The organism is Asticcacaulis biprosthecium C19, from assembly GCF_000204015.1.
Taxonomy (GTDB): domain Bacteria; phylum Pseudomonadota; class Alphaproteobacteria; order Caulobacterales; family Caulobacteraceae; genus Asticcacaulis; species Asticcacaulis biprosthecius.
On sequence record NZ_GL883080.1, the window covers coordinates 793,803 to 815,929 of the forward strand.

The 22,127-nt window shown below is 62.8% G+C and carries 14 protein-coding genes; 2 read left to right on the top strand and 12 right to left on the bottom strand.

Going from position 1 to position 22,127, the window contains the following annotated elements; translation table 11 throughout:
• Nucleotides 1-95 precede the first annotated feature (95 nt).
• Nucleotides 96-1,238: an alginate lyase family protein gene (locus tag ABI_RS21980; protein WP_157139054.1), complete on the top strand. Its 1,143-nt coding sequence runs from the start codon at nt 96-98 to the stop codon at nt 1,236-1,238.
• 6 nt (nt 1,239-1,244) lie between these two features.
• Here ABI_RS21980 and ABI_RS21985 read toward each other — a convergent pair whose 3' ends face one another.
• The 12 genes from ABI_RS21985 to ABI_RS22040 all read right to left on the bottom strand — a co-directional run bounded on the left by ABI_RS21985 (nt 1,245) and on the right by ABI_RS22040 (nt 20,356).
• Nucleotides 1,245-2,660, bottom strand: a complete 1,416-nt coding sequence (locus ABI_RS21985) for an alginate O-acetyltransferase AlgX-related protein (protein WP_006275275.1) — start codon at nt 2,658-2,660, stop codon at nt 1,245-1,247.
• Nucleotides 2,657-3,934 (bottom strand): hypothetical protein, encoded by a 1,278-nt coding sequence (locus tag ABI_RS21990; protein WP_006275276.1) that lies wholly within the window; start codon nt 3,932-3,934, stop codon nt 2,657-2,659. Before ABI_RS21990 ends, ABI_RS21985 begins: the two co-directional genes overlap by 4 nt.
• Nucleotides 3,931-6,069 (bottom strand): tetratricopeptide repeat protein, encoded by a 2,139-nt coding sequence (locus ABI_RS21995; protein WP_006275277.1) that lies wholly within the window; start codon nt 6,067-6,069, stop codon nt 3,931-3,933. The genes ABI_RS21990 and ABI_RS21995 overlap by 4 nt, the downstream gene beginning before the upstream one ends.
• Entirely contained in the window at nt 6,066-9,710 is a 3,645-nt protein-coding gene (locus ABI_RS24015) for a right-handed parallel beta-helix repeat-containing protein (protein WP_006275278.1), read from the bottom strand. The genes ABI_RS21995 and ABI_RS24015 overlap by 4 nt, the downstream gene beginning before the upstream one ends.
• A complete protein-coding gene (locus tag ABI_RS22005) occupies nt 9,707-10,837 on the bottom strand; it encodes an alginate O-acetyltransferase (RefSeq protein ID WP_006275279.1) in 1,131 nt (376 codons plus the stop codon). The genes ABI_RS24015 and ABI_RS22005 overlap by 4 nt, the downstream gene beginning before the upstream one ends.
• A 9-nt stretch (nt 10,838-10,846) precedes the next feature.
• Nucleotides 10,847-12,256 carry an MBOAT family O-acyltransferase gene (locus ABI_RS22010; RefSeq protein WP_006275280.1) on the bottom strand — a complete coding sequence of 470 codons (1,410 nt, stop codon included), beginning with the start codon at nt 12,254-12,256 and terminating at the stop codon, nt 10,847-10,849.
• Nucleotides 12,257-12,300: 44 nt separating this feature from the next.
• Nucleotides 12,301-12,936: an alginate O-acetyltransferase AlgF gene (locus tag ABI_RS22015; RefSeq protein ID WP_040309850.1), complete on the bottom strand. Its 636-nt coding sequence runs from the start codon at nt 12,934-12,936 to the stop codon at nt 12,301-12,303.
• A gap of 65 nt (nt 12,937-13,001) precedes the next feature.
• Nucleotides 13,002-14,126 (bottom strand): alginate lyase family protein, encoded by a 1,125-nt coding sequence (locus ABI_RS24020; RefSeq protein WP_006275282.1) that lies wholly within the window; start codon nt 14,124-14,126, stop codon nt 13,002-13,004.
• A 22-nt stretch (nt 14,127-14,148) separates the two neighbouring features.
• On the bottom strand, nt 14,149-16,308 hold the full coding sequence (locus tag ABI_RS22025) for a tetratricopeptide repeat protein (protein ID WP_006275283.1): 2,160 nt from the start codon (nt 16,306-16,308) through the stop codon (nt 14,149-14,151).
• Nucleotides 16,308-17,399, bottom strand: coding sequence for an HlyD family efflux transporter periplasmic adaptor subunit (locus tag ABI_RS22030; protein WP_006275284.1), 1,092 nt, complete (start codon nt 17,397-17,399; stop codon nt 16,308-16,310). Before ABI_RS22030 ends, ABI_RS22025 begins: the two co-directional genes overlap by 1 nt.
• Nucleotides 17,400-17,408: 9 nt before the next feature.
• Complete coding sequence (locus ABI_RS22035; protein WP_006275285.1) at nt 17,409-18,896, bottom strand: glycosyltransferase; 1,488 nt, start codon at nt 18,894-18,896, stop codon at nt 17,409-17,411.
• A gap of 125 nt (nt 18,897-19,021) precedes the next feature.
• Nucleotides 19,022-20,356: a nucleotide sugar dehydrogenase gene (locus ABI_RS22040; protein ID WP_006275286.1), complete on the bottom strand. Its 1,335-nt coding sequence runs from the start codon at nt 20,354-20,356 to the stop codon at nt 19,022-19,024.
• Nucleotides 20,357-20,755: 399 nt separating this feature from the next.
• Between ABI_RS22040 and ABI_RS22045 the strand changes: the two genes are divergently transcribed.
• The gene (locus tag ABI_RS22045) at nt 20,756-21,832 is read left to right on the top strand and encodes a mannose-1-phosphate guanylyltransferase (protein ID WP_006275287.1); all 1,077 of its coding nucleotides are present in this window, start codon (nt 20,756-20,758) and stop codon (nt 21,830-21,832) included.
• Nucleotides 21,833-22,127: the final 295 nt, after the last annotated feature.

Here is a 22,127-nt window from a genome sequence, read left to right on the forward strand (position 1 = left end):
CAACTGACACGAATTGGCCACAAAATTGTGCGACGCACAACGGTCAGTTTTCCTTGTCAGGTATGGGTTTTCGAACCCAAAGATATGGTGTCAGCATGTCAAGAATCGATCGCCGGGCGTTCGTCGCCTTGAGCATGGCAGCCATATCCATGGCGGGTGGCTGCCGGCGGGCCTCGGCGGCCCCATCGGCCTATGATCCAACCGCGCCGGACCTTCAGTTTCCGGGCCTGGTGTCGCCCTTCGACGTGGCCATGGCGCGCAGCCTGCGCGGCGAACCTGCGACCGACCTGGATTGCGACCGCGCGCCGGAGCCCGTGACCGTTCTGGATCACGAGTCGAAGTACAAGCCCGGCACCAATTCGTCTGTCGAGGACGCAGACCGTGAAGACGACTACCAGGAAAAGCTGAAAGAGGTCAGCGGATTCTATAATCCACTGACGCGCATCTCTGACCGTTATGTCCGCTCGAACCCGCGGGCCAGCGAGATCGCACAATGCGTCCTGCACTGGCTGGCGGGCTGGGCCGAGGCGGGGGCGCTGGAAAAGGGCGTCACCGAACAGGGCCGCATGGTTCAGGCCTGGGCCCTGGCCAGCCTCGCCGGCAGCTATCTGAAGATCCGCACCGACCCCTACCTCAGCGCCTCGGCCAACCGGGAGGTTCTCGACTGGCTGGGCCGGCTCAATGCCCTGGTCATCGCCAATTTCGAGGACCGTCAGGACAAGAAGAGCCGCTCCAACAACCACCGCTACTGGGCCAACTGGGCGGTCTGCGCCACCGCGATCGCGCGCGACGACAAGGATGCTTTTGCCTGGGCCAAAGCCGGGTTCGAACGCGCCTGCGCCCAGGTCCAGCCGGACGGCGTGCTGCCGCTGGAAATGGAGCGCCGCCGCAAAGCGCTGCATTACCACAATTTTGCCCTAGGACCGTTGGTGCTTCACGCCGAGGCGCTGATCGCCAACGGCCAGGCCGACCCTTACGACCTGAACGATGGTGCGATCAAACGTCTAGCGGGTTTCGTGGTTCACGGACTGCGCGATCCGGCGATCTTCGCGCAAAGGGCCGGCGAAAAGCAGGACCTCGACGGGACACTGAAGGAGACCCAACTGGCCTGGATGGAGCCCTATTACGCCCGCTTCAAGGACGATCGCCTGACGCCTTGGATGAAAGACTATCGACCATTGGTGGGTCACCGCCTGGGCGGCGACCTGACACTTTTGTTTGGTGCCGATAGTGTGTGACCCGGCTCAGCTCGAAGCGCGGCACACGTGAGCAGCGGCCGTTCCGGACAAGCGCTGATGGGGAATTAAAGATACGTCGGCAAGCTCGCCGCCATCGCGCGGCAGTCGCATAATCATTTTGTTTGCCGGGTGCGGCCAGCGGCTGGCATCGATATCGAACTGATCCTGTCGGCCGTCCGTGTACGTTGCCGTAAGCCGGTATTGCCGTGCATCGGGAGACGTCAGATTGACGACAACATTGACCGGTCCCCGAATCTTGGAGCGCTGCGCCGTCGAAAGTGCCATGATAGGAATCTTGCCGTGTTTGACGGGCATGGCCTTGCCCGCAACCAGCGCCTTGTTGCCGCAATCGCCATCTGCGGCCCCCAGTATGAGGGGGAAGGACGCAACTCCGTCGAGGTTGTGGTATTGCATTTCCCATATAAGCACCTTGGGCTTGGCAGCTTGATAATCGGCCGACAACAGGTACGATAGGATTGAGGCTTCGAAGCCGCCGCCGCCGATAGCGTAGTTTGCCACGTCTGCCCGAAGTTCCTGCCGCAAAAATCCGCTGAAGTTGGCGGTTGGGCGGACGCTGAAGCTGGTCCCGACGAGGGCGATCTCGACATCACCGCCATCAAGAAGATTGCCTCCGGCGCCAGCGGCAGCCCTGACCGTCTCAAAAGCCCTGATCTTGTCCGCCTTGTAGGTCGAATGACAAATTCTGCTGGCTTCAAGCCGCAGCATCTGTTGCTCTTCCCGTACGGCTCCCAAAGCTGTCTTGAACTCCGTCTTTGGTATATTCCGATACTCGGGATGCCGCGCTAGTTCGCGCGCTGTCGCGTTGGCCGTCACATAAGCGCCATAGGCAGTCCAGTGAATGTCGCCAGACAGGTAGAACTGGCTGTTAGTTCCGGGCAGGCTCAGGTTGTTGTCCAAGGCCGCGGCCGTAACATCCGGCACGAAGATTCCTGTGGACCGCAGCCGGCTCAGCGTTTTTTGATAGCTTTGCATCGCTATGTCCGGCGAATACCGTTCTGTGTTTCGAGCCGCCGGATCGATAAATTCGCGCATCATCGAGCCGCGAGGTGGCGTTACCAGAACGGCGAGTCGAACATTCGACGCCTTGAGGACTTTGTTGAGATGGGCGAAATTGTTGACCAATGATCCCGCGACAGGCGGATACACGTTGAAATCGGTGTGACTGCGAAACAGCCAGTCGCCTTTGCCCCTGCGGATAAAGATATAGCTTTCATCGGAATAGTATTGCGCGTCTTCCAGTTGATTACAGATCCAGGAAGGCTGACCAGGCCCCGATATGCCTGAAGCCGCAGGCACTACGGGCGTGGCGGCGGTCACGGGCAGGGATGGAACGGCCATTAGGGCGACCAGCAGTCCAGTCTGCAGCCGGCGAGCGAAACAAGTGAGGGAGGTCTTGATCATGATGCAGGTTCCAGCGGTGTGGAGGGCTTGACCACCAGAGTCGCCACGACGGACGCCAGTGTGTAGCCGAGCAGAAGGAGAGGCAGGGAAGCAAATTGCAGCGGCTGAGCCGACAGCCGGTCGAAGGCGAAAAGGCTCCACAGAACGATTCCGGCGGCGGAGCCCAGGATCAGAACACCCAGTCCTTTATGACCTTTCAGCCACAGGGCCCAGCCGCTGAACGCGACGGCGCACAGGCCGGCATAGAGAGCGATGGCGCTCCAGCCGTTATAGCGGGCCAGCAGCTTGCCAATTCTCTCACCGGACCGGGCGGCGATGGCGGCGCCGTCGTCGCCCAGCAGCAGGACGCCGTCGGTGAACCGTTCGATGACGAACGGTAACGTGGCCAGGAAACCGAAGCCACGGACATTGGCCTGGGCCAGGGCCAGGATGATGACCACCGTGGCTGCCGCGCCGAGATAAGCGGCAGCGCATGTCAGCAGAAGGCCGGGGCGCGTGTTCTGAACCGCCAGCCCAAACAGCAGCGACAGCAGGACGGTCACACCCAGGGCCGCGCCGTAATCGAACGCGACGGCTCCGGCGCCCAGCAGGCCGCAGACGGCCAGCAGGCGCCAGGGCGACTTTTCGGAAACGAAGAAGGCCGCGGCGAGGGCGGTGGGCCACAACAGAGCGCCGATGCCCAGCGACAGGCTGGTTGCGGCGAACAGCGCGGCGATCAGGCTGGCTGCGCCCAGTACGGCCAGCTTGACCACGCTGGCGCGGCGGGTGCGCACCAGGAAGAAGGCCGTGGCGCCACCAATGGCCAGGGCCGCGACGGCCAGGGCGATCTGCCAGATCTGCAGCGGAATAAAGCCCAGAGCGAGACGCGTTACGCCGCGCAGCGCGATGGGATTGACCTTGGCTGACCGGGTGTCGGCCTGCAGGCCGGGGTCGCCATAGGCCAGGTCGCGCACCGTCTGGCAGGTGTTCAGTACCTCGTCGGGGTCCTTGGGCAACTGCGGCGCGAACATATAGCGCCCAAACGACTTTTCGACCGCCAGGATCAGGCCGGCGGTTTCACAGTCGGCGCGGACCCGCCCCAGCTTGGTGAAGGCGCGATGGGCGGCTTCGTCTGATACAAGCTGGCGGGCGGCAAAAGCGTTTTTCAGCGTGGGGGTGGGCTGGGTCAGGCGTGACACGGCCAGCAGCAGGAAGGCGGCGGCCAGGACGGCGGCGGCGGCCATCACGCCTGCCAGCAGGGCCTGGCGCCAGTTGAGGGTGGTGGTCGGGGTCATGATTTTGCCTTTGCGGAAGGCCCGGGCCCGGAAGCGGTTGGGCGGGCGGCGACCTGAGCGGCGGGAACCGGAGCGGGGGTGGCTTGCGGCGCAACGGGTGCGACCGGCTTGGGGGCAGCGGGTTTCGGCTTCATCTGGTTCAGAATGGCCCCGGCCGGCTTGAATTTTCCGGCCTTGGACTGCTCGAACAGTGCCAGGGCGCCGGCGCGATCTGCCGGACCGCCGCGGCCATCCAGCATATACAAGCCGTACCAGTACTGGGCCTCGGCGTCGCCGGAATCGGCGCCGCGCTTCAACCACGCGCGGGCTTCTGGCAGAGATTGCGGTACGCCGTCGCCGACCTCGTAGCTGTAGGACAGCATGATCATGGCTTCGGCGCTGCCGGCATTGGCGGCGCGCAGGAACAGTTCGGCCGCCCGTTGCGGGTTCCTGGCGACGCCATAGCCCGTGGCATAGCTTCGGCCCATCTCGATCAGACCGGTCAGGTTACCGGCATCGGCCGCCTCTTCGAAGAAGGTAAAGGCGCGGGCGGCGTCAACGGGCACGCCAGCGCCGCTGGCATAGGCGCGGCCCAGATCGATATAGGCATCGGTCTCACCATGGCGCGACGCTTCTCGCAGCCATTTGACGGCCTGTTGCGACGCATCCGGCTGCTGCAGCGTAAAGTACAGGGCGCCGAGTTTACGCATGGCGCGGGGGCTGCCGCGTCGAACCGCCGCCTCCAGATAGCCCTTGGCGCGCAGCCGGTCCTGGGTCACCACTTCGCCGCGGGCATAGCCGTCGGCCATGATCAGCAGCAGATTGGTCGAGGTGGCGCCACTGTCCAGTGCGCTGCCGGCCCAGCGGAAGGCTTCGCCTTCATTGCGCGCGACGACGGCGTCGCCGCTGCTGTAGCGGCTGGCCAGTTCTGTCCGCGCCGCCGTGCGTCCGCCCTTGGCCGCCTGGCTCAGATAGGCGAAGGCCCGGGCGGGATCGGCGGTCAGGCCGCGCTGGCCCTTGTCATACAGGCCATACAGGACCCAGGAGGCGCCGGGATTCCCCATTTGCGCAGCATCGGTGAGCATGGCGACGGCTTCGGCCTCGTCCTGCGGCTTGGACGGCTGGCGTTTCAGCAGCATGTCGGCCAGTTCGTATTTGGCCGAGGCCGAACCCATGGCCGCGGCGCGGCGGAAATAGGATTCCGCCTTGACCAGGTCTGCGGGGACACCGCGTCCGGTCTTGAAATCCAGGCCCAGTTCGGTCAGGGCGCCGACCGAGGTGGCGTCCTTGGCCGCGTCCAGTGCCAGGCTGTGAGCCTTCTGCGCCGACTCCGGTGTGCCCTCCAGGCGCAGCACATCTATCTGCCGCATCCGTGCGGTGTTGCTGTTCAGCCCCGCGGCGCGGTTGTACCACTCGCTCGCCAGAGCGATGTCCTTGGCAACGCCGGCGCCCGTGCGGTAGGCATCGCCCACCCGGACCATGGCGTCGAGATCGCCGCCCTTGGCGTCATAGAGACTACTGGTGAACTGGCGGTAGCGGATATCGTCAGTGAGGGCGCGACTCTTGACCGGCAGCGACCGGCCTTCGATCATGGTGACCAGGGTCTTGGCCGCCCCGGCATTGGTTTCCGAGGCCTCTGTCAGCAGACGCAGGACCTCCATTTTGTCGGAATCCGGCCGCTGGGTCAACTGCCCGGCCAGCATCACCGCCGCCTTGCGGTTGCCACTCTGCGCCGCACTGCGCAGCGCTGTCATGGCTTCGTCGGGGGACCGCGCCAGTTCAGGATGATCCATAAGCAGTTCGGCCAGAGCCACCCGGGCGCGGTCGGCATATTTCGGCGCCGATGCGGCGCGCCGCAGCAGTTGTGCCGACTGGCCCGGCGCGGCGCCGGGTGCGGCCAGTTCCGGCGACCGCATCAGCAGTCGCGCCTGATAGTAGTCGGCCGCCCACGGATTGACCGCACGCAGGCTCTCGATCTGCGTCCAGGCGGCTTTCGGTTTGCGCTCCTTGACGGCCTGGTCGGCCGCCAGCACGATGGCGCGCAATCTGGATTCGGGGCGCATCTGCCACATCGTCATACCGACGGCGCCGGCGCCCGCGGCCATTGTCAGGGCTATGGAAAACGCTGCCCATCCGGAAAAAGCTGATTTCGTCATGATGCGTGGTCTTCCTCGCTGTCGAACTCGGCGCCGGCTTCCGCCGTCTCCTGATCGGGATCCAAAGTGCCGGTACAGATCATGCCGGCGCCGTTGGCAGGCGGCAGTTCCTCGACCACACCGCTGAGATAGCCCTGGTTCAGGAACGGACAGACCTTCGGAACATTGACGGCCCTGCAACTGGACCGGACCACAACGCCTTCCCCTTGCAGGCGCAGCATTTCCCGGCCGTGCGGTTCCAGGTCGCCCTGCAACAGCTTTTTCGTCGAGCCGAAGAACTGGTTGCCCTTAACGGCGACCGTACCGAAACCGGTGGCAGTAATACCCGTGCCGTTGTGCTTGTCGATAACGTTGTCGACGACAGCGACGGTCACGAACTTGGTGTAGGGATCCTTCACGGCGTCGCGGGTCGGGAATCCGATGACCTCTTTCGGGTCGCCGACATAGATGTTCACCCCGGCGCGCTGGGCCGTGATCAGGTGGTTGCGGAAGATGCCGATATCGGTGCTGTTGCGGACCTTGACCGCGTCGCCGTGGTTCTCGAACGTCCGGTTACCGGCCAGGATGTTGCACGGGCTTTCGTACACGGCCAGGCCGTCCTGGCCATTGCCCCAGACGCGGTTGGCATAGACCAGGTTTCCGGAAGAAATACGATCCAGCATGATGCCGGTGCCGTGATTGTCGAAGACGATATTGCCGACAATCCATGAGTCATCGACTTCACGCGATCCGATAATGCCGTGCTTCTTCACGGTGCCGTAGCTGACATTGTACGCGATGATCAGGCGCTTGGAATAGTCGTGCGGGTCGACGCCGTAGATCAGGTTGTTGCGGTATTCGTTGCCGATCAGGGCGATGTCGTCGGCGGCATTGGTGAAGAAGCCGAAATACATCTCCTCGAAACTGTTGTCGACAACCATGCCGGTGGGGCGGTTGAGCGCGCCGGGGCGGTGCTGCTGCACCAGGATCGGACCCTGTGAATATGAGAAGCCGTAACCCTTGGCGCCGTTGAAGCCCAGGTGATGGAAGTGCGACCCGTCGGCGTGCATCTGCGAGCCGCCCCAGGAAATCAGGAACGGGCGGAACTGGTTGCGGCTGTCGAAATCGAGCTTGGGATAGGCCTTGCCGGCGGCGTCCCAGCCAGCGACCGTGATGTCGTGCAACCACAGTTTTCCGGCATTGACGATGAAGACGCCGGTGTTGGAATTCAGCCGCAGTTCCTCGGCATCGGTGCCGGAGATGACCAGGCTGGCCTGGGGGCCGACGAGCAACGGCACATTCAACATGTAGCGCGAACCCTTGCGGATCAGCAGTTCGCCTTCGCCGATGCTATTGAGGTGGCGCGCCAGACTTTCCAAGGTCAGGACGCCGGACTCGATGTGGATGTAGCGCGGATAGCGGGTGCCTTGCGCCTGGACCGGGAAGACCTTTTCCCCGATCTGGCGGAAGGTGTTGTTCACTTGGGATACGAACTTGGTGTTGTAGTAGCTGTATTCCATTGGGATGACATACACACCCCCGTCCGTTGCAACCGGGATGTTGTCGCTGACGGCCTGGCGGCTGTAGCTGTTGAGGTTTGGCGGTGTCGGGATCGACTCGCCCACCTTGTTATTGCCTATATTGTAATAGGTCGCGGCCTGGCCCTTCAGGATCACCTGGCGTTCGCGGGCAGTATTGTCCGGACGGGTCACGCCGCCGTCCAGGACACCGTAAATATCCAGCGCCTCGGCGCTGGCCGCGGCCAACTGGCGCATCGAGCGGACGCGGTCCTGGTAGTCGGGAATCTGGCGGGCATAGAGGGCGGCGACCTCGTATTCGTGCTTGTCCGAGAAGACGCGGACGACACGTTGCAGCATGTCCGAGGCCTGGTGTTCGTCCAGCGCCCAGGCCACGGCCTGGTCAATGCGGCCGGTATCCTTGACCTTGGCCCAGGCGGCAGCCAATTCGGTCAGGGCGTTGAGATAATGGACATTGTCGTCGGCCATGGCGTCCAGCAGGTAAGCCTCGGCTTTGACAGGTTGCCCCGTCGACGCCAGGGCGAAGACCGCCGCCGACGCGGTCTGCTGCACTTCCTCGACCGACGACGCCTTGGCGCGCAGGGCTTCGATCTGGGCGACGATGGCCAAGGCTTTGGCAGGCTCGATCCGTTTGGCGTAGGCGTCGGCGGCATAGGCCAGGACCCAAGCCTTGGTTCCGGGCGACGTCTGGCTCTTGGCCAGGCTGGCGATGGCGTCGGGCTGTTCCTTTGCCGCGAGCAGGACGGCCCTCAGAAGGGCGGCCTGCTCGCGCTGCCCCGCGCTTTTGATACCGTTGATGGCCTTCTCTGCGGTCGCCCAATCGCGGCTGCTCGTCGCCCGCCGCGCCAGCTCCTGAAGGGTTTTCGTCTTGTGGTCAGGCTCCCCGATGCGGTTGGCGTACATCAGGGCGCGCGGGTAGTCGCCGGAATAGATGTCGACCAGGGCCAGGTTGGCATTGATCCGCGACTTGGCGGCGCGCGGCATGAAGAACGAGGTGATTTTCACGGTCTCAAGAGTTTGCGCCGTGGCAGCCTGAGTAACGTGGGACTTGGCATAGGCGGCGGCCACCTGCGACAGGACTTGCGCCTTGAGCGTGGTATCGGTCAAGCTCTGAGTCAGGCGTTCAGCGATCGACAGGCGCGGGCTGTCGGTGTTGCCCATGGCCAGGAAGAACAGGGCCTCGTTCTGTTGCGCAATGGAAGAGATACCGAAGGCGGCGATCTCGACGACATCGCGCTGTTCGTTGGTCGTGGCTTCCTGAACCAGGGTCAGGAGCAGGTTGTCGCGATCGGGCGTGCCGACCCGGGCGGCCAGAGCGGCGGCCAGGGCGGCTTCAGTGTTGCCGTTGACTCTCAGCGTTTCGGCGGCATCCAGCAACTCCGGGCTGCGGCGGTCCAGTTCTGCGACGGATTGGTCGCGGAAGCTGGCAAGTTCCGGTGCGGTGAAGTCGCCCACCCGCAATTTCCAGCGCGAGACGTCCGACAGGACGGCGCCGCGGCGGACGGGATCGGTGATTTCGGTCGCCCAAGCGGTGGCGCGGTCGCGCTGCCCGGCGGCCAGGGCCAGCAGACGCGCCATGTCGCCGACAACCGGATCGCGCTGTGCCGCAGGGACTTTCGCCATACGGACATAGCCGGCGGTCAGGGTGTCGACGGCGGCGCGGTAGTCACCGATCCGGATCTGCTGACGGGCGATGGACAGCAGGTCGCGTGCTCCGGTCACGGCGTCGGGCTGGCGTTCGGAGATAAAGCGGGCGCTGGTGAGAAGTTCGCGGCGGGTTTCCACGGGCAGGGCGGCATTGCCGCCGCGCTGGCTGAGCAGGGTCGAATAGTCCTTGAGCAGGTTCGAGAAGTTCGGCGAGTTGCCCAGTGCCGGATCGGACAAGGTAGCCTGGTCGTACAGCCGCATGGCCTTCGCCAGTTCGGCCTCCCGTTGAGTCGGATCGGTGAGTTTCTGCGCCTGGGTGTAGGCTGCCTCGGCCCTGACGGTGTCGGGGGACTGGGTTACCGACGGCGTCCCGGCGCCCGGCGCACAGCCAGCCAGGACGGCCAGGAAGACCGTCAGAGCCAGGGCTCCTGCGGTCGAGCCTGTGGCTGTCCTTGAAAGGAAAGGTTTGAAATTCATTGTTTTATGCCACCTTCAGCCTCGCTTGGACGCATCCAAACGTATCTTTCCGGGATTTCCCAAATAACGAGTTCCGGCGCCGCTTCCGCCAGCGTGCCGCCAGTCAATAGCTTGTCCATCGGTACGAACGGCCCCGCGCCCTTGTCGGCGACATTGACCAGATCGGCGCCCAGATCCTTTTCTAGGAACTTCGCGAACCCCCATCTCTCGTCGGCGCTGTAGCTGGTTCCGACCAGAATCACCGGGGTCGCCGAGTCGCCCAGCAGGTCGCCGGCGCCATCTCCGCCGCCACTGCCCGTTTCGACATAGGCAAAAGCCGGCAGGCTCAGGCTGTCGGCCGGCGGTGCCATCGCGGCGAACGTGGTCCCCAGTGGCAAAAAGGTCATCAGGTCGCCGTTCAGGACCTGGGCCGGACCATAGGTGACGCGCATCTCTTCGCCCTGACGCTGCGCCTTGATGCCACCCGCAGCTTCGACCTCCGCTGCGATCGTCTGGGCAGCGGCCTGGGCGCCCGCCGGCGTCCAGTGGGTGTCTGTGCGGAAATAGGCCGGCGCTTCTGCCTTGACGGCCAATAGCGATGGCCGCAGGTCGACGACTGTAAAGCCGGCCCCTCGCAGTTCGCTCAATAGCGCATCGTAGAAACCTGATTGTTCCGCCGGCCAGCGATAGCCGCCCAGATGTTCGCCATAGATCCGCGCCTTGGCCGGAACGATGGCGATGACCAGACGCACGCCCCGCGCGTCCAGCGCCTGGCGCGCGGAGTTGGCCTCGGCGACCGTATCGGCAATGCCGGTGCTCAGGCGCGGCGCTTCAAACTCTTCTTTGGTGAACAGCCAGGAATCCGTCCCGGCCAGGACACCGTCGCGGCCTTCATGGAACAGGCCGTAGGTGGCCGCCGTCCAGGCATGGGTGGACGGATCGCGGATCAGCAGCTTCTTGTCGAAGACAGCCGAGAAGGCTTCCGCCCATTTGCCGTGAAAGACGGTGTCGAACGTAAGCGCCGGAGCGTCTTCGCCGCGCATCGCCGGGTTGGCCAGCCCCAGCGTCAGCAAGGCCGCGCCCAGGACAACGCCCAGCACGGCGGCCGGTTTGCCGCTCTTGCTCATCGCTTTTGCTGTGTCCTGCATGGTCGCGCCTCAGAACTGAAAGTAGAGAAATGGCGAAAAACTCGATGCGCTCAGCCGGGTCAGGCTGAGGATCAGCAGCAGCGGCAGAACGAACAGCTCCAGCCGTGAACCGCGCGGCGGCACGTAGCCCCGGCCGGTCCAGGCCTGACGAACACCCAGGCCCACAACGATCAGGGCGATGGCCAGGAAGGCCAACTGCGTGCGGCTGAGACTCCAGGCGAGGTCCGCCGATGTCAGACCGTGCATGCCCAACATCCCGGCATACATGGTCAGGGCTTCCCCCAGATTGGCGGCGCGGAACAGCACCCAGCCGATCAGGACGATCACCATGGTCACCACCCAGGCCAGGAGTTTCGATGCCTGGCTCTGAATTTTCGCCGACATAGTGAAATAGCGCTCCAGCGCCATGACGCCGCCGTGCAGCCCGCCCCACAGGAGGAAGGTCCAGTTGGCGCCGTGCCAGAAGCCGCCGATCAGCATGGTCAGGATAAGGTTGCGGTAGGTCTTGGCCTCCCCCTTGCGATTGCCGCCCAGCGGAATATAGACGTAGTCGCGCAACCAGGTGGACAGCGAGATATGCCAGCGCCGCCAGAATTCGGTGATGCTGCGGGACGCGTACGGATTGTCGAAATTCTCTATAAAGACGAAGCCCATCATCAGCGCCAGGCCGATGGCCATGCTGGAATAGCCCATGAAATCGAAGAACAACTGCAGCGCATAGGCGACCGCGCCAAGCCACGCCTGAGGCAGGGAGGGCGCTGCAGAACCAAACGCCTGGTCTGCGATCGGCGCCACCGAGTCCGCCAACAGGATCTTGGTCGAGAGGCCGTAGATGAAGCGGCGAAGGCCTTCGGCAAACTTGTCGACGGTGTGGATACGACCGCGGAATTGGTCCTTCAGATCCTTGTAACGCAGGACGGGGCCGGCGATCAGCTGCGGGAAGATGGCCTTGAAAGCGGCCAGGTCGACCAGGCTGGTCGTCGCCTCGACGTCACGACGCCATACATCGACTAGGTAGCTGATCGCCTGGAAGACAAAGAACGAAATACCGATCGGCAGGACGACATGCGAGATGAAGGGATCGGTACCTGCAACCTGCTTTGCCAGCAGGTTCCAGTTCTCGACGAAGAAGTTCATGTATTTGAAATACAGCAGCGTCAGGACATTGATGACGATGCCGACGATCAGGAACAGATTGCGCCTGGCTTGCGTCGCCGCCTTGTCGATGACAATGGCGATCAGATAGTTCCAGAAGGTGAAGACGATCAGCAGGATCAGAAAGTCGACCCGCCACCAGGCGTAGAAGATATAGCTGCCCAGAACGATCGTGATGTTTTTCCATCGTCCTGGCGTGAGATAGTAGGCCGCCAGGAAAAGCGGGAGAAACAGGTATATGAAGACATTAGAAGAAAATACCATTTCGCCCCCCTTTCCTGAAGTGCGCGGGATACGTCATTGCGGAACTAGTTGGCGGTTTCAGAACGGACCCAGACAACCTTGATCTTGCCACCGACCTCGGAGACGATCGACGAATAGGCGTTGCCGCGTTCGATGGTCTGTTGCGGGACGGTCCCCAATTGCGACGTGCCGTCGAACACCGCAAAGCCGGTGGTAGCCGAGTTGACCGGACGCGAGCCAACCTTGCGCGGTGCGACGGCGTCAACAACCGCAGCCGCACCGTCGGCCGTCTTTAGCGACAGGGCGGCCCGGTCGGTCAGGTTGTAGAAGGTGATCAACCCCTTGACCTTGCTGTCCAGCTTGGGGTCTTCGATGAGCGCGGCGTGGGGTGCCGACCGTGTGCCGAAAATGACGACGGTATAGTAACCGCCGTCGCTGACGACGAGTGTCTTGCCCTTGGTTCCGAAGCGCACCTGGGTCGTTCCGGCCGGAATGATCTTGTAAGCCGTGGCTGTGCCCGCGGCGACGCTGTAGCTGGCCTTGCCGATGGTGGCATTGACCGTCTGGCCATCCTCGACCGTCGAAACGACGCGGATGAACACCGAGTTCGGTGGCGGTGCCGCGGCATAGAGGCCGGCATCGGCATTCTTGGCGTTGGCGGAAAGCGGCAGCAAGGCGGCCGCGCCGATCAGCGCGGTCATCAGGGTTCTTCTGGTCGTGGCCATAGTCATGTCTGTCTCCATTACGTCTTGAGCGAATCGGGGGTCTAAGGCCTGGCCCGTCCTCGGGGTATGTTTGCCGGCGCTGTACCCGGGCGGGCGAACAAAAGGGTGATATCCCCGCCCAGATTGGTGCTGCGCATGGGCCGCATTTTGGGCAATCTTGCGCTCCAGGCGCTGCGGCCGGGAAAGCGGGACTCGTAGATTTCGAGCCATGCAACGTCGCCGGAGTCGTAGAATTCGCCGTTGGGCAGGGCCTCCTGGGCCGTACCAGCGAGTTGGGTGATCCGAGTCGGATCGTCCAACTGGGTCAGGCAAAAATCGATCAATCGGTGAAGGGCGCCGCTATTCTCGTCGTAAAGGCTTGAATCGCCATTCCTGGCAGCGGCCTCCGCGATCAGGACCAGGGGCGCCAGGGCGTAGGCATGATAGCTGAGGGCGCGTTGCCCGCGCGCCAGTTCCAGCGGCAAAGCGCCTTCCGCGGTTACCTCGGCAATGCCGATGCGGGCCGAACTCACGCCCCAGTCGAACAAGTCTCGGCGATTGGCGACGATCCCGGCCGACAGGACGCTTAGGCCCGCCCAGTAACGGTGGTTGTTGGCCGCGCTTTTGGTTTTCAGGGCTGCGTAATGCCGATAAGTTTCGCCGGCGCGGTCTTCGAGCCAGTTGGCGATGATCGTGCGAAGGGTAGGCTTAAGCGCTCCCTCGATCTGCATCAATCCCAGTGAGGCCGCCCCAAGGGTCAAGAGGCGGCTGAACTGCGCCGTTTCGCCACTGACCACCTTCAGGCTGTCGGCCCCGGCCCACGTCGCCAGAATGCCGCCGGCCTCGGCCGCGGCCTTCAGGTTCTTGCCATCGGAGGCAACATAACGATTGGCGGCTCGGATGACGGACTGCGAGAACGCACGCAAGGGCGCCACCGAGCGTTCATAGGCTTCGGACAACTCCGGATCGACAGTCGAGCGCGACGGGTCGTCCTTCCTGTACCGCGACTCGTTGGCCAGCTCGCGGACAGGTTCCGTCTTGGGCAGGTGTTTTGCTTTTGGCGCCACGCCGCTGGCGCGCGGCACAGCGAACGGCGGTCGCAGGCGCCGGGTGGCGGCCTGCGCCGGAAGGGTCAGCAGGCATGCGCCCGCGCTCGCTGCCAACACATCGCGCCGTGAGATAAACATGCTGACCTCCTTTCCGATGCGGTCAGAACCGGCGTGAAACGGAGACGCGAACCTGATTGTCGCGGCGGTTAAAGTTGACCTTGTTGTCGTCGATATCGAGCCAGGCATAGGTCACGCGCACCTGGGTGGTTTGCTTATAGGTTGCGACTGGACCGACTTCGAAGCGGGTGCGGACGATTTTGCGGTGCTCGTCGGCGCCGGACGCAGATGTACTGATGGCGTCGTAGCGTCCTGTCCGCAGCGAAACAGCAACATCGCCGTCGACTTGCCATGACCCGCGGGTCAGCATCGGCCAGACATAGCCGGCCGAAACCGTCACCGCCGACTGGCGCAAGGTTATGTCGGACGGCTGATCGTGGAACAGCTCGATCCCGCCGGCCAGGCCATATTCCCCCGTTGCAGGGGCGACCTCTAACGATACAGAGTGCCGCCAGCCATCACGGCCGGGACGGCGGTCGTCCATCTTCAGGCCTTCGTAGCGGCCGGTCACCCGGCGGCCCATCGCCAACTGGCTGTAGCTGGTATAGAAACCCAGCCCCTGGTTCAGCAGCTTGCCGCCGCGGTGGCTGCGGTCATACAGCAGGCCGCCTTCGACCTTGGCCGCGAGGGAGGGCAGATAGATGACGGCGCCGAGATTGAAATCGATCTTGACTCTGTCGATCGGGTCCAGTTCCCATTGGTCAGTGACCGTGGCGCGTCCGGCCGCGGTCAGATAGTTGTAGCTGCTGCCAAGACGGTGGCGGTATTCACCACCGGCGGTCACGACCGTTGCTGCGTCGCTGTAGCTCTGTTGCGGATCGTAAGGCGCAGTACCTTCTTCGCCGGGGATCGCGGCGACCAGGGCCGGGGCATTGTCGTCGTATTGCAGCCCGCCGCCCAGGCTACCGGTAAAGGCCCGAGCCGGAGTCTCCGCGGCAAAAGTGTCGGATGCGGTAACCGCGCTGGCCGCCAGGGACGGGGTGGCAGGTGCCGCCGCAACCGCATCGATCTGCGCCTTGGCGCCGGCGAAGTCATAGCCCCGCCGCAGCAGCGTTGCCTTACGCAACTTCGCGCGTTGGTGCCATTCCGGAGCAAATTGCGGGCTGGCGATGATGCCGTCATAGATGACCATCGCCTTTTGCGGGTGGTTGACGGCCGACTCGTCGTCGGCTTGAGCCAGCAGGTCCGACGCCTTGGCATCCATTTCGCGGACATCGATGCGCTTGGCGATCTCGTCACGGCGCGTCGCCAGGTCGGCATCGCCGGCATTGATGTGAACCGCACTCAGAACGGTGCGGGCCTCGTCGAAACGGCCCAGGCGCGACAGGTGATCCGACAGCCTGAGCTGCCCACCGCTGAGCACCGGCGCCGAGGCGGTCGGATAGGTGGCCAGGGCGAGCTTTTCCGCTTCCACCGCGCCCGCGACATCGCCGCTTTCGGCCTTGGAGGCGGCAGCGTCCAGCGCCGTGCGCGCGGTAAAATCGAGGCGCTTCTGCACGACGCTGCCGTCCAGTTCGCCGGCGGCCGAAGCGATATTGGCGTCGCTGCGGTCCACGGCGGCCAACCTGCGCTCGGCTTCATCGAAATCGTTTTGCTTTGTGCTGATCGAAGCCAGACGAAGTTGCACCCGGTCGATGTAGCCTTCGGGTAGTGGGCACGGCTGGCTCAGCAGGGCCTCGAACTGCGTTTCCGACTCGGTCAGATTGCCGGACTTGAGCAGGGCCTCGGCCTGGTCGAAGCGGTTGCGGGCCGCGGCGATTCCCTGGCGATAGTCGATGTCGGTCAGCATAGCGGTCGCCTGGGCCTTGACCTTGGCGTCACGCGAGGCGCTGGCCTGAGTGGCCAGGGCGCGTGCGTCATCGAAGCGGCCTTGCTGGATGCGGACGCGCGCCAGGCGGATCGTGGCGCGCCGCGCCGTGTCGTTCTTGTCCCGCGGCGTCTTCATCAGCTTCAGCAACAGCGTCTCGGCCTCGTCGAACTGGCCCGCATCATAGGCGCGGTCTGCGGCATGCAGCCGCCGTGCCGACGGCGACATCTTGGCCAGGTTCGGCGTCTTGGTCGTCGCCTTTGCCGCCGGTGCCGTCTGGGGGCGTGCCGGGCAGGTTTCGACAGCGGCGGCATGACCTGCACCTGTCGCGACGATGAGGCTGGCGGCCGTCACCAGGCCGGCCCGCAGAACGTGGTTGGCCCGTAGATTTTTCATCACTTTTTGTCCTGGTTAAGCAGGCGCAGGGTGCTGACGCGGACCGAGGCAGGCTGCCCCACCATGGAGGCGGGCAGCTTGCGGTCGAAGTTCACACGCACCACGGCCGAGAGTTGGATCACGCCCTGCGAGACGCGGGCATAGGCGTTGGTCTCGCCGAACGTGGGCAGGACAACGCGCTCGACGCGGCCATTGTAGTAGCGATCGCCGACGTAGATATCAGCCACGACATGGTCGCCCGGGCGGATGCGGCGGGCGGCTTCCAGCGGCACAATGAACTCGCCGCCGATGCGGCCCGAGGTCGGGACGATCTGCGCGATCGGGGCGCCGCGGGCGATGAAGGCGCCGGGCGCGGCCAAGATCTCACCCATGATGCAGTCGCAGTTGCTGGCGATATTGACCACCGATGTGTCGATGGCTTCCAGACTGCTCAGGTTCTGGTTGGGCAGGACGCGCTCGCCCGGCTTGGCGTCGACCGAGAGGACCGTGCCGGCCTTGGGGGCGCGCAGCATCTGGGCGTCCGGACTGGCCAGCACGCCGTCGGCGCGAACCACGAAGCCGCGGGCAAAGGCGCTGTAGCCGATATAGCCGACCAAACCCAGGCCGATCGACCACAGGATGGCTAGCAGGACCAGGCGCTGCACCGTTGGCATGATGCTCTTTTTCTGCCCGGCGTCTTCCTTTGCTTGAAGGCGGGCACCCGTGAAGTTCTCGCGCTTGATGATGGCCAGGACGTCCCCTGAGGTCACCATCTCACCCGACAACTGAGCGCCGATCAGGTATTGCAGCAGAGACAGTGAGTTGGGCGCCACATCGACAAAGGCGAAACCGGCAAATTTGGTTTCGGGATTGGCTTGTTTCACCTCGCCCTTGACCGCCAGTTCAAAGGCGAAACCCTCGAACTTGAAGATCAGGGTCAGGGGGACGATTTGGCCTACTGCGGGTACGATAGCGAACGGTCCCGCACCCAGGCCGGCTACCGACCAATCGGTCGCCTCGTAGGTGTCGTCCCCGATCGTCACCGTGATGGGAACGCGCAGTCTCACGTGCTGGCGTTGGGACGAGGCCTCATGAACAATTTTCAGCGACATTCATAATCCTCACAACAAAGGCAAAAAGGAGAAGGGCTTAAACACGCCCAGATAGGTCCCGACACAGGCCAGGAAAAACAGGATGGCGACGGCATGCATCGACCAGGAGGTCATGTTGATGACCTGTTTCGAGAAGCCGCCCAGGTTGCGGGCGACGGTCGTGTTCTGGCGGGTCCATTTCTGGCGGTCGAGCCGGAAGAAGATGTAGGTTTTGACCATCGAACCGTAGACCTGGTTGAAGAACAGCAGGAAGGGGAAGGTCCAGGCGACGTCCTTGCGGGCGGTCAGCAGGGCCAGGGTCTGGATGAACCGGGTCACTGCGATCCAGTAGGCATAGACAACCAGCGACATAGGCCCGTAATAGAGAGTCAGTAGGATTGCAGCGGTCGGGCCGACCGTGGCCGTCCACATGCTGACCCGCTGGTCCAGGACCGTCCACCAGACGAAGAGACCGATTTTGCGAGGCCCAAGCGCCAGAGCCCGGCTGTTGTTGCGCAGCATGTTACCGAACCAGCGCACCATCAGCATGGTTGAGGCTCTGACGAAATCGTTGTCGGGCGGCGACTCCACGGTGTTGACCGTGACGTCCGGGATGTACGCCATTTTGCCGCCGTGACGCAGGATCCAGTACCAGGTGCTCTTGTCGTCGCCGGTCAGGAAGGCGAAGCGGCCAAGACGCCAGTGGTCGATGGTGTCGGACTCGAGTTGCTTGATGAAGCCCGGATCGGTGGCGACCTCGACGCGGAAGGCCGACATCCGGCCGGTCAGGGTCAGGACCCGCTTCGACAGGCCCATCGAACACATGAGGATCTGGCGCTGGGCGAAGCGCATATTGTACCAATCGTGGAACACCCGCGCACCGCGGACTTCGCACACCTCGTCGGTCGTGAAGGCGCTGATATCGGGCATGACCTTGAAGAAGGGCAGGCTGCGCTGCAGGCAATAGGGTTCAAGAACCGTATCGCCATCGACGACGACCACCACGGCGCCCGGCGGTGGCAACATCATCTGAATGGTACGTAAGCCTTGTGCCAATGCGTCGCGCTTGCCGGTGCCACCGATGCGGATAAACGACAGCGTAACGTGTGGCGGCGGGTCCATCGCGATGAACAACTGCTTGACCAGACGCTGGTCGGCCATCTCCACGAGAGATGCGACCAGGGTGACCGGTATCTTGGTCCGCGCCGCCTCTTCGATGGCGGCACGGTAAACATCGGTGCTGGTTTCGGTATCGATGCGGAAGCTGGTCAGCAGCAGGTAGGCATGGGTCGGCATACCGTCCACGCCCATCGCATCCGCCTGGCGGCGAAGGCGCGGGAATACGATGTGACGATAGATCAGGGAGCGCACCAGATGAGTGGCCGCCCAGATATAACGCCACGAAGCGATCAGCCCGATCGCCAGGAGGAAATGTGCCGATTGCTGGTTGAACAGTTCCTGCGGCATAGCCAAACTGATGGCCAGCAGCAGAACTGCGTACCCGAGAAGGCCCGTCATGTGTGTGTGCGCTCCTGCGAGATCATTTCCCGATCATTTTGATCCGTGGAAATGATCAGAGATTTGCTTGCCGCACTTCCCAAAACATGGCGTCCACGTTTTGGAAAGTGCTTACTGAGCCGTATTTACCAGCACAGGCCCGCGTAATCCTGGTTGTTGCTGCGGACTTCTTTGGACACACGGACAAAGTCGATGACCAGTTGGTCGTCGCGCTTGTCGCCTACGGCTTCGCCAAAGCGAAAGTCGTTGTTGCCGACAACCAGAACGTCGGCATCTTCCTTGGCTTCTTCGATCGAGGCGACCAGCAGGTCGGCCAGGTGCGGCAGGTGGGCGCGGACATAGCTCAGATTGGCGCCGGTGAGGGCCGAGTAACGGACGTTCTCGTCGTAGATCTTGACCTTGAAGCCCTTGCCATGAAGGCGCTCGGCGATTTCCACCAGCGGCGATTCACGCAGGTCGTCGGTGCCGGCCTTGAAGCTGAGGCCCAGCATGGCAACATTCTTCTTGCCAGTGGCGGCGATCATGTTGAAGGCGCGATCGATCTGGTTGTCGTTGGAGTCGGCGACGGCGTCCAGAAGCGGGGTCGCAACCTCCATCGAGCGGGCGCTGTAACGCAGGGCGCGCAGATCCTTGGGCAGGCATGAACCGCCATAGGCCATGCCGGGTTTCATGTAGACCGTCGAAATGTTGAGACGCTTGTCGGCGCAGACGGCTTCCATCACCTTGTGGCCATCGATGCCGGCGGCCTTGGCGATGTTGCCGATTTCGTTGGCGAACGAAATTTTCACGGCGTGCCAGGTGTTGTTGGCATACTTGATCGCCTCGGCGGTCTTGATGTCGACCAGGAATTCCGGCGACGTCAGTTTCGAATTGATTACGCGCAGGCGGCTCAGGGTTTCGTCATCCTTGATCCCCAGCACGATGACGGCGGGGTTTTCATAGTCGGCGATCGCCGTCGCTTCGCGCAGGAACTCGGGATAGTAGGCGATGCCGAAATCGACGCCGGCCTTCTTGCCGCTGGCGCGTTCCAGAATCGGGATCACGGTCTTGTCCATGGAGCCCGGCAGCATGGTCGAGCGCATGACCACCGAGTGGTACCCTGCCTTCTGGCCAATGGCCTTGCCGATGTCTTCTGCGACCGCGGCGACATAGGACAGATCAAGGTTGCCGTTGCGCAGGCTGGGCGTGCCAACGCAGACGATGCTAAGATCAGTATTGTCGATGGCGTAAACGGCGCTGGTGCCGGCGGTCAGCAGACCGTCGTCGACTGCGCCCTTCAAAAGCTCCGGCAGGCCGGGCTCGACGATCGGGGAGATGCCCTTGCCGAGGGAGTCGGCCTTCGCCTGGTTTACGTCGACCGCATGAACGGAAAAACCATCCTTGCAGATACAGGCGGCGGTAACAGCACCGACATACCCGATACCAAAAATGCTGACGCGCGGCTTGGATACTGAAGTCATAGTCAAATCCCCGAAAAACTCAAAAAATCCGTAAACACAAACTTAACTCACATTTATGTCACATTTATTTCGCATCGCAGCATATATCTTGCTGCGTCGCGGTGCGTTCATTTCACTTTGTTGAATTAATCAGACATGTAGCGTTATTTACCGTGGTGCGATGTTGATTTTATACGTTTATTTTCAGAAACTTCCCATTTTGGCGAGTTGTGTCGCAGAAAGTTCGTCTTTTTTACATATTAAGCGAGCGCAAAAAATAGTGTTGCGCAGTGCGGCATGATTTTGGTTAATGGTGACGCGCGATCACACGTGCTTCCAAGGCTAAAACCGAAGATTGCATATCGTTGTAGAGTTTTTTTGACAGAGGGGCGCGCGCCGCCCAGACAGGAACTTACGAAAATGCCGACTCAGATCTTACCGGTCATCATGTCCGGCGGTTCCGGTACCCGGTTGTGGCCTCTGTCGACGCCGACGGCACCGAAACAATTCCACGCCCTGGCGACGGCCAATACCATGATCCAGGAGACGGTCCTGCGACTCACCGGCGACGGCTTCCTGGCGCCGGTGGCGATCTGCGGCCGCAGTCATTTCGACCTGGTAACCGCGCAACTGGAGGCGATCGAGCAAGCGCCTCAGGAAGTGATACTGGAACCCTTCGGACGCAACACTGCGGCTGTGGCGGCCATGGCGGCTCTGAGCGGCCTGGCCCTGGCGCCCGACGCCCTGATCCTTATGGTGCCGGCCGATCACGTGATCGCCCAGCCGGCAGCGTTCCATGACGCCGTTCTGGCCGCCGGTGAGACGGCCAGAACGCGCATCGTCACGTTCGGCATCCAGCCCAGCCATGCCGAGACCGGATTTGGCTATATAGAACGCGGCGCCGAACTGTCGCCGGGCCACTACGAGATCGCGCGCTTCCTAGAAAAGCCGGATTTGGCCACGGCAACTCAATATGTCGCTGGCGGCGCCCATGTTTGGAACGCTGGTATCTTCCTGTTCGCGCCGCAGGTCATGCTGGAGGAACTGGAGCTTCATGCGCCGGCCGTCCTCGCGGCGTGCCGCACGGCCTATGCCGCCGCACGGCGTCGTGGCGTGGCCGTCGAACTTGACGACGGCTTGTTCGGCCAAGTGCCTTCGATCTCGATCGACTATGCGGTCATGGAGCATACGACGCGCTCGGCGGTCGTGCCCTGCGATATCGGCTGGGCGGACGTTGGCGGCTTCCGCGAACTGTGGCGCCTGGCTGACAAGGATCCGCATGGCAATCATGTGAAGGGCGATGCCATCCTGATCGACGCTCAGAACTGCCTGATCCGCAATGACGGCGGTCCCATCGTCGCGGTGATCGACATGGCCGATATCATGGTGGTTTCGACACCGTCCGGCATCCTGATTTCTCCCCTGTCACGCGCCCAGGACGTCAAAAAAGCCGCTGAGGCCGCCAAGTCCTTCCTGGCGGCGGCGGCGGCGCCCTGACCTATTCGACATTCCACTATCAATAAAGACACACGGTCTTGAATGCCAATGCGACCTCTGGCATAAGCCGCGCTTCGAAAGTTTCAGTCCGTAACCAAATCGGTGACGGATGCCGGACTTTTCAAATCTAGACGCTGGCAGACAGATAGCATTGGCATTGCGGGACAGGCTTCCTGGCTCGGAATATCGAATCCATCCCGTCTTTCGGCTCGAACCTTCATTCGCATCAAGTCATTTCCATATAAATGGAAATGGCGTCACCTTAGCCCGCTTGGGCAAATTGGAGCCTGGACTA